Annotated in this window: 11 protein-coding genes; 7 read left to right on the forward strand and 4 right to left on the reverse strand. The window is 67.0% G+C overall.

The window, feature by feature from the left end; translation table 11 throughout:
• Positions 1-193: 193 nt before the first annotated feature.
• Positions 194-1,429: an SIR2 family protein gene (locus tag MFF01_RS19890; RefSeq protein ID WP_238227986.1), complete on the reverse strand. Its 1,236-nt coding sequence runs from the start codon at positions 1,427-1,429 to the stop codon at positions 194-196.
• Between the two features lie 493 nt (positions 1,430-1,922).
• Entirely contained in the window at positions 1,923-2,330 is a 408-nt protein-coding gene (locus tag MFF01_RS19895) for a DUF3597 domain-containing protein (RefSeq protein WP_238228113.1), read from the reverse strand.
• 326 nt (positions 2,331-2,656) lie between these two features.
• On the opposite strand from MFF01_RS19895, the gene MFF01_RS19900 reads away from it, so the two are divergent.
• The 5 genes from MFF01_RS19900 (at position 2,657) to MFF01_RS19920 (ending at position 5,990) form a co-directional block, all read left to right on the forward strand.
• On the forward strand, positions 2,657-3,670 hold the full coding sequence (locus tag MFF01_RS19900; RefSeq protein ID WP_373319821.1) for an ABC transporter substrate-binding protein: 1,014 nt from the start codon (positions 2,657-2,659) through the stop codon (positions 3,668-3,670).
• Positions 3,671-3,676: 6 nt separating this feature from the next.
• Positions 3,677-4,429 (forward strand): ABC transporter permease, encoded by a 753-nt coding sequence (locus MFF01_RS19905; protein ID WP_238227988.1) that lies wholly within the window; start codon positions 3,677-3,679, stop codon positions 4,427-4,429.
• Entirely contained in the window at positions 4,426-5,184 is a 759-nt protein-coding gene (locus MFF01_RS19910) for an ABC transporter ATP-binding protein (RefSeq protein ID WP_238227990.1), read from the forward strand. Before MFF01_RS19905 ends, MFF01_RS19910 begins: the two co-directional genes overlap by 4 nt.
• Positions 5,185-5,310: 126 nt before the next feature.
• A complete protein-coding gene (locus MFF01_RS19915; RefSeq protein ID WP_238227992.1) occupies positions 5,311-5,523 on the forward strand; it encodes a DUF2842 domain-containing protein in 213 nt (70 codons plus the stop codon).
• Positions 5,524-5,615: 92 nt separating this feature from the next.
• Positions 5,616-5,990 (forward strand): hypothetical protein, encoded by a 375-nt coding sequence (locus MFF01_RS19920; RefSeq protein WP_238227994.1) that lies wholly within the window; start codon positions 5,616-5,618, stop codon positions 5,988-5,990.
• Between the two features lie 50 nt (positions 5,991-6,040).
• On the opposite strand, the gene MFF01_RS19925 is transcribed toward MFF01_RS19920, so the two are convergent.
• Positions 6,041-7,090, reverse strand: coding sequence for a polysaccharide deacetylase family protein (locus MFF01_RS19925; protein WP_238227995.1), 1,050 nt, complete (start codon positions 7,088-7,090; stop codon positions 6,041-6,043).
• Between the two features lie 178 nt (positions 7,091-7,268).
• Here MFF01_RS19925 and MFF01_RS19930 point away from each other — a divergent pair, with 178 nt between their 5' ends.
• The gene (locus MFF01_RS19930) at positions 7,269-8,450 is read left to right on the forward strand and encodes a GNAT family N-acetyltransferase (RefSeq protein ID WP_238227998.1); all 1,182 of its coding nucleotides are present in this window, start codon (positions 7,269-7,271) and stop codon (positions 8,448-8,450) included.
• A gap of 54 nt (positions 8,451-8,504) precedes the next feature.
• Here MFF01_RS19930 and MFF01_RS19935 read toward each other — a convergent pair whose 3' ends face one another.
• On the reverse strand, positions 8,505-10,721 hold the full coding sequence (locus MFF01_RS19935; RefSeq protein WP_238228000.1) for a GumC family protein: 2,217 nt from the start codon (positions 10,719-10,721) through the stop codon (positions 8,505-8,507).
• A 211-nt stretch (positions 10,722-10,932) separates the two neighbouring features.
• On the opposite strand from MFF01_RS19935, the gene MFF01_RS19940 reads away from it, so the two are divergent.
• Entirely contained in the window at positions 10,933-11,505 is a 573-nt protein-coding gene (locus MFF01_RS19940; protein WP_238228001.1) for a polysaccharide biosynthesis/export family protein, read from the forward strand.
• The last annotated feature ends 3 nt before the right edge of the window (positions 11,506-11,508 follow it).

An 11,508-nucleotide genomic window follows, 5' to 3' on the forward strand; every position in this document is an offset into this window, starting at 1 on the left:
GAAAGCGGACGGTGCGCCGCGTCCGCTTCCGGCCATTCTCTGGATCTCACAAGGCCCACTGGCCGGCACACTACTGTGATTGAGTGTGCTTGCGAGCAGACCTTTCAGGTGCTCGTGTAACGCCGGACTACCTACGTCTTTCATCAAGCAATCCATCATAAGGATCGGATGGGAAATTTGTCTATCTAAAATCTCAACGAAGATGTGGAAGAAGCTTATTTATATTCCGGCAAGCCTCAAGAAAACCATTATACCATACAGCTAGTGGGTAATTGGGGTTGATTGAGTGCTCGACTTGATTATTTGACTTGAGGTCGGCGACATCTGGGGCCGCCTTATGTCCGGGCTCAGCCATCTCGAACGCATTCGCGGGGATGGTTCTAAATAGATTATAGGTCCAATTGTCGTGTCGAAATTGCAGAGGGTCCTGATCATTGCTAGCCCAGTCGACTACCAGTGTCGGCCGCCGACGGTTACTAATATCTGAGAATACAGCGTTGAGGTGAAGGTCGCCGAACCCATATCCAATAAACATCAGCGCGTCTGCTTCGTGTATGATCCTGTTTGCTTGCGCAAAATATGTTCTAAAAGGCTGCCGAAGAGTCTGATTTGTTTTACCATAGCCGGCAACGATGGGAGATATCGGATAATCTGTGCCTTCGGCGGTATCCTGGAGGTTCCTGCCAGACGCATGGACGGCGGCGTCTTTAGTCGGTATTTTTCTCCAGGTTATGCCGTGCATCGCAGAGGACGTCCCAGTCATCGCGAAATGAATTGATCCGTGCAGATGGTAGACAAAATCCCATTGACCCCGTGCAAAGACAGAACTCGCATCAAAGACTCCTGTCGCAGGATCAAATCCGGTGAACAAGTTTGGATCTGCTTGTTCAAAAACATTGTCATAATTAAGCGTCATAATTCCCACATCAAACTCCTTCCGAAGTACTGACAAGAAATTATTAACCTCTGCAATTTCACGCGATTTAATGCTAGGTAGATTTGAGCATTTGTCGATAAACGAATCGACAAGCTCATCTATAAGTGCTGACGTCAAAGATTTAATTATGTCAGAGTCAACTGCTCTTTTCGCACCGGACACCAGAACGTCGGGTAAATCGACCGGACTGAGCAGAGCATTGGAGCCACGTACGTGACTCGGATCGCCAAAATACGGGCTTAGAAGATTAAGCTGATACAGAACCTCCTCGAAGTTGGTCCAGTTTCTCAATGCTGGCTTCGGTGACGCCTTATAATAAGCGTCGATCTCATTGCGACAATATCTATATAAATTTGAAGTTGGATCCGATGCAAGCGGATACAAGGCGGCGGCCCGGGCGTCTAGTATCCGATCAACATCCGATACGGAAGGTAAGCCGAAATCGAGCGATGCCCCAGCGCCCACGACAATAAGAAGCTTTCTTTTACTCATTATTATGGGATCCTCGGGCGCCAAGTAAAGCAGTCATTGAGAGCTTCGAATCAAGAGCCGTCATACTTGTCATCTCGACTCAGATTGGGCGCGATTGTCCATAGCGAGATATAAACCGACGGTCCGCTCATTGTCATGCAGCCAAGTTCGGCTGTCTACCCCGAGCCGAAGTTGCCGGAAATCCGGCATACGGCCGCATTGGAGAAGCGCAAAATGCGATTGAGGCGGCTGGGTTGGGTCGCAATCGGAAGGTCCGCTTCTAGGCGCGACGCCCGGTTCCGCTCTCCACCCTATGCAGATACCCACACAGAGACGCAAAAGCCTTCGCCCACGAACGGCAGAGCATCCACGCGGCGCGAACTGTCCGAGCTTGTGTTCGGCAGGGACAGAACAACCGGTCCGATCCTCCAACAGCAAAAGGCCCGGCCGCCACACGGGCAACCGGGCCTCTTCTACGGGACAGGCGCTGCGGCGCCCCGAACGTTCCGAAAAATCAGTCCTTCAGGTCGGCCGGGACCTTGCCGCCGTTCTCTTCGAGCTTCTTGATCACCTGCTTGTGCAGCCAGACGTTCATCGTGGCCGAGTCCTCCTTGTCGCCGGTGTAGTGCAGCTCGTCGGCGAGCTGCTTGCGGGCGGTGAGGCTCGAATCGAGATCGAGGAGCTTCATCAGATCCACGATGGAGGTGCGCCAGTTCAGGGTCTGGCCGTTCTTGGCGGCCATGCCGTTGAGCACCTGCTCGACATCGACGGGGCCGGACGTCGAAGCACCGCCGCCGGCCGGAGTCGCAGCGGGCGTGTCGGAACCACCCGTGGAGGCCGGGGCGTCGGCGGGCTTGGCCTGGGCGTCGCCACCGCCGAAGGGGTGGAGGATCTTGCTGACGATGCTGCCGAGGAGGCTCATGGTGGTCATCCCGATTCTGGTATCATCGGCCCGGTGGCCGCATCGCGGGGATAACGGAAGCCGACCGCTCCCGTTCCCGTGACCGAAGTCTCGGACGCCCGGACCGAAGCCTTCGCATCGTCGGACGGACGGCAGCCTTTCCGTTCTCCGTGGGCGCCTGGACGCGGACGAATACGCCAAACTTCGGATCGTCGGCCCGGAGTCCCGAGCAAATTCTTGCGCGGGCGCCGATGCCGTGCCACTGCCCGGTCGATTCGCGCGGCGGCGCCTCGGCGCCCCCCATGCCCTCGGCTGCCCTCGCCGTCGCCCCAGACCGGACCTGATCGATGCGCCTCCTGCCCGTTCTCGCGATGCTGCTGTCCCTCACGGGCGCCGCCTCGGCCCAGAGCCCCGCCGCCGCGGTCCCCGTGCGCATCGGCGTGATCCCGGTCATCGGCGCGGCTCCCGTCTTCGTCGCCAACGGCGAGGGCTGGCTGAAGGAAGCGGGCCTCAGCCCGACCTTCACCACCTTCGAATCCGGACCGAACATGATCCAGGCGCTGGCGTCCGGCACCATCGACGTCTACGTGGCCGGCGTCGCGCCGCTGGCCGTCGCCCGCACCAAGGGCATCGACGTCCGCGTGGTCGCCGCCACCGCCATCGAGGAGATGGTGTTCGTGGCAGGTCCCAAGCTCGCCCCCTACTTCGCGAACGGCGCCGACAAGGCGCAGGCGTTTCGGGCGTTCAAGGCCAAGGAGGGCCGCTCCGCGCGCCTTGCCACCCAGCCGCCGGGCTCGGTGCCCAACACTACCCTGCAGCATTGGCTGTGGCAGGTGGCCAAAGCCGACAAGGCCGATGTCGAGGTGGTCGCCATGGGCATCGACGCCACCCAGCAGGCGATGCTGGCCGGGGCCGTCGACGGCGCCTCCATCCGCGAGCCGGCCCTCACCATCGTCCAGCAGCGCAACCCGGCGATCACGCTCGTCGCCACGGGGGCTGAGATGTTCCCCAACCAGCCGGGCACCGTGGTCGGCGTGTTCGGTGCCTTCGCCGACAAGAACCCGGCGGCCGTCGAGGGCCTGGTGAAGGCCGTGGTGAAGGCGACGGACCTGCTCAAGTCCGATCCGGCGCGGGCGGCCAAGCCCGTGGAGGCGGCCCTCGGCAAGGGCATCACCGATCTCGCCACTATCCAGAAGGCCCTCACCTCCCCGGCGGCGAAGTTCACCGCGGACCCCCGCGCCATCGTGGCGGCGACGAAAGCGATGCAGGCCTATCAGGTCTCCATCGGCACCCTCGACAAGGACGTGCCCCTGGACGGCCTGTTCGATCCGCGCCCCTACGAGGCGGCCATCGCCCGCTAACCCGCGATGACCGCGTTCCGCTCCACGGCGCTCGCCGCCCTCGGGCTCGCCGCCTTCCTGGTGTTCTGGGAAGCGATGCCGCGCCTCGGCCTCATCAACCCGGCCTTCCTGCCGCCGCCGAGCACGATTCCCGCCGCCTTCCTGCGGGAGATCGAACTCGGGGTCTGGGGCGAGGCCGTGTGGTCGAGCCTGAGCCACTACGTCGTCGGCCTCGTCGCCGGAGCCGGGGCCGGCATCGGGCTTGGCCTCCTCAGCGGCATGTTCTCCGGCTTCGAGGCGTTCACCGCCTGGATCGTGCGGTTGCTGCGCCCGATCCCCGGCCTCGCCTGGGTGCCCTTCGCCATCATCTGGTTCGGGGTGCAGCCCTCGGCCGCCGTGTTCATCATCGCCATCGGGGTGTTCTGGATCGTGTTCTTCGCGACGCAGGGCGCCGTGCGGGGGGTCGACCGCGACCTCGTCGAGGTCGCGCGGGCCTTCGGCTTCCGCTCGCCCTGGGCGCGCCTCACCAAGATCCTGCTGCCGGCCGCCACCCCCGGCATCCTCGTGGGCCTGCGCACGGCCCTCGGTCAGGCGTGGATGGCCGTGGTCGCCGCCGAGATCTTCGGGGTGCCGGGCGTCGGCGCGCGCATGATGCAGGCCTCCAGCCTCCTCTCCACCGACATCGTGGTGGTCTACATGCTCACCATGGCCGGCCTCTACGGCCTGTTCGACACCGGCTTCGTTGCCCTCCAGGGTTGGCTCCTGCGGTGGCGCGCGTGAGCACGCCCATCATCGCCATCAAAGGCCTGAGCCTCGCCTACGAGCGCGACGGGGTGCGCAACACGATCCTGGCCGACCTCGACCTCACCATCGCGCGAGGCGAGTTCCTCGTCATCGTCGGCGAATCCGGGGTCGGCAAGTCCACGGTGCTGCGGGTGCTCATCGGGCTCGCCGAGCCGAGCGCCGGCACCGTGCGCGTCGAGCCCCGCCCCGACTGCCGCACGCCCATGGCGCTGGTGTTCCAGGACGCCCGCCTGCTGCCCTGGCGCCGGGTGCTCGCCAACGTCGCCTTCGGCCTCGAGGGCAGCGGCCTCACCCGCGCCCAGCGCCTTGCCAAGGCGCGCGAGATGCTGACGCTGGTGGGCCTCGCCGATCTCGGCCACCGCTGGCCGCACCAGCTCTCGGGCGGCCAGCGCCAGCGCGTCGCCATCGCCCGGGCGCTCGCCGTGGATCCCGACGTGCTCCTCATGGACGAGCCGTTCTCGGCGCTGGACAGCTTCACCCGCGAAGGTCTGCAGGACGAGTTGCAGCGCATCCAGGCCACCACGGGAAAGACCATCCTGTTCGTGACCCACGACATCGACGAGGCGGTGACCCTGGCCGACCGGGTCGTGGTCCTGGCCGGCGCCCCCGGCCGGGTCGCGGCCGAACTCGCCGTCACCGTGCCCCGTCCCCGCCGCCGCCGCGACGGCGCGTTGGCGGAGGCCGCCCGGCAGTTGCGGGCCGAATTGTCGGGCCGCTCGGCCGAACTGTGACGGCGCGTCCCGGCATGCGCCGTCCCATCCCCGCCGCGCACCGGCGCATTGCGCCGCGCGTGCGCCGGGCCTAACCCCGCTCCGGGCGGCCGGCTTTGCCCCCTGCGCGACCCGAGGAGAAGGCCGATGCGCCGCCGCACCCGCTCCCTAATCGGCACCGTCACGATGCTGGCCTTCGTGATCGTCTACGCGCCCCTCGCCATGGCGCTCGCCGACAGCCGGATCTCGCAGACCCCGGCCCCCGTGCAGGCGGTGCTCTACGCGATCCTCGGCATCGCCTGGATCATCCCCCTGATGCCGCTCATCCGCTGGATGCAGCGCCCCGACCCGGACGCGTGAATTCCGCACGCCGGGTTTTCGCCGTACTCGGCGGGCAGAGACGGTTCCACTCCCGACAGTTCCGCTCGTGTCGAAGGTCGATGCCCCGCACCATGCCCCTCCGCCCGACCCTCGTCCTCCTCGCCCTCCTCGCGCCCGCCCTCGCCGCTGCACAGGGCACTCCGCGCTCCGTGGGCGAGTGCGAACGCCTGAAGAACGACCTCGCCTACAACCAGTGCCTGGCGATGTTCGGGCCGGCCGCCAAGAACATCGCGGGAGGCATCGCCGAAGGCGCGGCGTCCGCCTCGGCCTCCGTGGCGACGGCGCTCGCCGCCATCCCGCCCGGCATCGCGGCCGCCCTGCCGTCCACCGTGCAGGAGACCGGCCGGCGCGGTCGGCGCGGACGCTACGGCCGTCATGGCCGCCAGAGCGCCAGCTTCGACACCGGCGGCGGTGCGCGGTCGTACCGCCGCCACCGCCGGCGTTGAGACCGGATCAAGGCCCCGGCGTATCTAATTGATAAAACTCAAATATTATTTCAGTCGACGTTGATCCTTCGTCCTCGGTTCCAGGCGAGGAACGGCACGCCGGAGAGTAGGCCCGCGAGGGCCGCCGCGCTTTGATGGCATCCGTTCACCGAAACCCGCGGCAGGGCCTGCAGATGGTCCACATGACCGGGAAACAGGTGGCCCGGACGCGTCGTCACCGCCGTGACGAAGCCGAGCTCCCGCGCAAGCGCGAATTCCCGAGGCCCGGCGGAGGTCGGATCGCCGACGGGATAGGATAGGTGCCGCACGGGGCGGTCGAGTTCGTAGGCGAGGCGGTCGCGTCCCACCTCGACCTCCCGGCGCAGCGTCGCCGCAGCGTGCTTGGCGAGCATCGGGTGACTCACCGTATGGGCGCCGAACGTCACCGCCGGGTCGCGGGCGAGGTCGCGGAGATCGTCCCAGCCGAGGCAGAGTTCGGATGCCAGGGCCCCGGCTGGAAAACCGGCCTGCCGGCACAACGCCGCGATGGCCGCCAGGAGGCGCTCCTCCGGCCCGGCGCGCAGGGCGCGATAGACCGCCTCGAACGCCGCCAGCTTCTGTGCGGCGCCGACAGCCGGAAGATCGAGATCCGTACCGGGGAGCCGCACCCGATCGAGGCGCGCGATGGCCCGCTCCAGTTCGAGCCACCACAGGCGCCCGTGCCCATCGGCGAAGTCGCTCGTTACGAACAGATTCCAGGGGACGCCGTGACGGCGCAGGACCGGTGCGGCGTGCTCGACATTGTCGCGATAGCCGTCGTCGAAGGTGAGGACGGCGAACGGCGCGCGGTCCGTCCCCGCGAGCCGTTCCGGCACCGCGTCCAGACCGATCACCTCGAACCCGCGCCGGGCGAGGTCGACGAGCACCCGATCCAGGAAGGCTGGCGTGATGGCGAGCAGCCGATTGGGCGCATAGGCGCCGGGCGGCTCGGGGCGGACATGGTGGAAGGTGAGGATCACGCCCCGCCCCCGCGTCAGGGGGGCGAGCCAGCGGTCGGCGCCCGTCGCGGCGATGGCCCGGAACCCGGCCTCGAACAACTGGTGGCGGCGGGCTGTGGACATCGGACCTCCGGGCGCAGGCCCGCGAGACTGCCGCGGCAACCGGCAAGGTTCCGTTACCCACACCGACAGGACAGCCGCCCCGCTTCATCCGCCGTTTAAGGGTCGAGCCCCCCAATGCGCACCGGCCGAGCGGGAGGCGACAGCGATGACGGGCGGTGTACAGGCCGACGGAGGGGAGATGATCCGGGACACGGCGCACGGTACCCCGACAGCGGAGATCTTCTCCGATCTGGCCTCCGTCGAGGCCCTGTGGCGGGGCTTGGAAGCCGATCCGGCCGCCCTCGCCACTCCGTATCAGCGCTTCGACTGGGTTGCGGCCTACATCCGATCGGAGCCGGACACCGCCCTGCGGATCTTCGTGCTGCGCGACGCCGCCGGGCGGCCCGAAGCCGTGATCCCCTGCCATGTCAGGCGCGAGCACGGTCTGTGCGTCGCGCGGGTCGTCGGCGCCAAGCACGCCAATTTCCACATGCCCCTCTTCGCCGCGCGGACGGCGGCGGCCCTGCGGCCGAAGGATCTGATGGAGCGGCTCCGGATCGCTGGCCGGAGCGAGGGGATCGCCGCCTACGCCTTCACGCATCAGCCCTTCTTGTGGGAGGGAACGGCCAATCCCCTCGGCCTTCGGGCCGATCCCTCGCCGAGCGATGCCTACGGCCTCCACCTCGATTCCGACCCCGAAGCCACCGTCAAGCACGTGTTCAGCGCCGATGCCCGCAAGAAGCTGCGCGCCAAGGAGAAGAAGCTCGTCGAGGCGTTCGGCCCGGTGGCCTACCGGGTCGCACGGACGGATGCGGAGGTCACGGCCTACCTCGCGGCGTTCTACACGCAGAAGGCCGCGCGCTTTGCCGCCCTCGGCATCGTCGATCCCTATGCCGACGCGCCGATACGGGACTTCATCGCGGCCGGCGCCCGCCGGGACGGCCGGTCCGGCGAGGCGGCCATCGAGGTCGCGGCCCTGGTCGGTCTCGAGGGCGGACGGGTGTTCGCGGTCTTCGCCGGTGCCGTCGACGCGAATCGCTACAGCGGCATGATGACGTCGTTCGACCAGGACCCGGCGGTGAGCCGCTCGAGCCCCGGGGACATCCTGCTGCAGTATCTCGTCTGGGATCAGGCGGCCCGTGGCCGCCGCGCCCTCGACCTCGGCGTCGGCGAGGCGCGCTACAAGACCAACACCTGCGATGAGACCATCGCCCTCGGCGAGGTGACGATTCCCGTGACCCTCCCGGGGCGGATCTTCGCCCTCAAGACCGTTGGCGCCGCCCGGATCAAGCGTCGGATCAAGCGGAATCCGCGCCTGTCGGCCTTGGTCCGCCGCCTACGCGACTGGCAGAGGGCCGTCCTCGGACGGAACCGCCACTGATGGATCGCCGCCGGCCCCGAGCGCAACGGTGGCGCGGGCGTTCGTGAGGCGGGGTCAGGCGGCCGAACGGCGCAGGGCGAAGTCCGATCCGAACGCGAGCCCGGACAGTCCGGCCACGGCCCGGTCCCTGGCGACGAGGATCCGCCGGGCCCCGGACGATTGCGCGAGGGTGTAGAGCTGGACGAGTTCGGCATCGTCCGCCTCTTGGTTGGAGGCGATCACCACCGTGTCCATGACGCCGCCTATGGTCTCCACGAGGGCCTGGACGACCCCATCATCGTCCTGGCGCAGGCGGCACAGCACCCAGTCGTACGCCTGGACCAGGGCGTCGAGGGTGGCGTCCAAATCTTCCGTTTGCTCGACGAGGAGTTCGCCGTCGAGGTGGCCGCGTTGAACCCGGTCCACGCGGGAGCCCGGGACCCGCTGGATCACATCGAGGAAATCCGCCTCTCCGGCCACGAGATCCGTGAGGCCGACACCCTCGGGGCCGCAGGCGGGACCGTTCAGATCGAGGACGATGGTGCGGGCGTCGGCCGCAAGGGCCTCCGCCAGGATGTCGATCAGGGTCTCGGAATCGCCGTCGATGGCGGAGTCACGGGTTTCCATGAACAGGACCCGGCGGCCGGCGCCATCGGGCGCGTCCTCGCTCAGGCGAGCCAGAAGGCCGTCGAGGGCGAACCGGCCGGGCACCGGAGCCGTGGCGGCGGGGATTTCGGGGCGTGTCGCGGTCACAAGACCGGGCAAGGCCGACACCGGGGCCGGCGCTGGGTCCGGCATGGCAGCGAGCACGGGATCTGACGGGGCCTGGGCCTCGTCGGTGGCGGCTTCCCCATCCGGCCCCTTGTGCCGAACCTCGTCCGGATCCATGAGGAGGTGGCGGGCGACGACGCCGCCCATGGACAGAAGCAGGGCCAGGACCACCGCCAGCGCGACGATCGGGACCTTCTTGGGGAAGGACGGCGTCTCGGGCACCACGGCGCGCGACACGATACGGGCATCGGCCGGTGTCGCGCTCTCGGCGTCGCGGGCCGAGGCCTCGCGGTAGCGGGAGAGGTAGGATTCGAGCTGCTCGCGCTGAACCTTGGCTTCGCGCTCCAGGGCCCGCAGCTGCACCTCGCTCGCGTTGCCCTGCGAGACGACGTCGCGCTGGGCATCCACGGCCGCGCTCAGGCTCTCGACGCGGGTCTCGGCGATCCGCGCGTCGTTCTCCATGGTCCGCACCACGCGCTCGGCGGTGGCCTTGATCTGGGCATCGAGGTCGGCGATCTGGGCCGTCAACTCCTTGATCCGGGGATGGGCCGGCAGGAGCGTGCGGGCCTCGAGGGCGAGTTGCCCGCGCAGGGTGATGCGCTGCTCCACCATGCGGCGAATGATGTCGTTGTTGGCGACATCCCGGATCTCGAAGACGCGGCCGTCCTTGATCATCTCCTTGATCAGCTTCACCCGGCCGGTCAGGTCCGCCTTGGCGGTGCGGGCCTGGGAGAGCTGCGTCGAGAGTTCGCCGAGCTGCTGCGCGCTCAGGGGCTGGTTGGCCGTGCCGCTGCCGATCAATCCGTTGCGGGCGCGGTACGTCTCCACCTTCGCCTCGGCTTCGGCGACGCGAGTCCGCAAGGTCTCGATGTTGCCGCCGAGCCAGGTCGAGGCGTAGCGCGCGGTGTCCGTCTTGGCCGCCTCCAGGGAGGCGATGTAGAGTTCGGCGATGGTATTGGAGGCCTGGGCCGCAAGATCGGGATCCTTCGACCGGAACTCCACGGACAGGATGCGCGACTTGCCCGCCGAGTAGACGAGGAGCCGGTCGAAATAGGCTTCGAGCACACGGTCCTCGGGGGCCCGCTCCAACGGATTCGCGGTAAGTCCGATCATCATCAGGAGGCGGCGCACGGGGCCGATATCGGCCACGGCCGGATCGAACTCGGCATTTCCCACGAGCTTGAGCCGCCGGATCGCCTCGCGGGCGAGGTCGCGGGACATCACCACCTGGACCTGGCTGGCCACGGCCTGCTCGTCGATGGGCGCCACCTGCTCGCCTCGCTCCTGGGTCGAGCGCGCGAACGCGGCCTCCCGGCTCTCGAGGAGGATCTTCGCCTCTCCGGTGTAGCGTGGCGACACCACCTGCACGAACGCGAGGGCCCCCAATCCCGCCACCACCGTCGGGACGGCGATCCAGCGCCAGGACCGGCGCAGGAGACGGGCGAGTTGCGTGAGACCGAGACCGCCATCCCCCTTGGGCTGACCCAACGGATCGGCGGAAATCAGCGATGAACGAGGCATGGGTGCAATCTTTTACGCTCGTGCAAGGCAGTGGCCTTGAGCCAGCCCTCATCGCAAAACAGCACCACGTTAAGGTTGACCGACAGTTAAGACGACGGAATTCGCGTTCGGCTTCCAGATTCGGAACGGATCGGCAGCGGCCGGATCAGCTTTTCTTAACCATATGGCGCCTAGATCGAGACCATAATTCATGGTCATGGCGGCATTGGTGATGAACCGACGCACACTTCTACTCGCCCTCTCGTCCAGCCTTGCGCTGGGCGGGTGCTTGCGTCCGGACTTCCGGACGGAGCAGCTCGATGCCACCACGACGGGTTCGATCGGTGCACGCTACACCCTCTCGGCGGGCGACCGCCTGCGGGTCATCGTCTTCGGGCAGGACAACCTGTCCAACATCTACGCCGTCGATGGCGACGGCAGCATCGCAATGCCGCTCATCGGCCTCGTCAAGGTCGGCGGCCAATCCACGGCCCAGGCGGCCCGCACCGTCGAGGCCAAGCTCGCGGCAGGTTTCGTGCGCGAGCCGCACGTCACCGTCGAGGTCGATGCCTACCGGCCGTTCTATATCCTGGGCGAGGTCACGACCTCGGGACAGTACCCCTACGTTAACGGAATGGCCGTCGAAACGGCCGTGGCCATCGCGGCCGGTTTCGGCCCACGGGCCGCGCGGGACTACGCGGTTCTGACGCGCGAAGGCCGGAACGGGCTCGTCTCCGGCATTGTGCCGATGACCTATCCGGTTCGCCCCGGCGACACCATCGTGATCAAGGAGCGGTTCTTCTAAGAC

The sequence above is a fragment of the Methylobacterium adhaesivum genome, assembly GCF_022179065.1.
GTDB classification, from domain to species: Bacteria; Pseudomonadota; Alphaproteobacteria; order Rhizobiales; family Beijerinckiaceae; genus Methylobacterium; species Methylobacterium adhaesivum.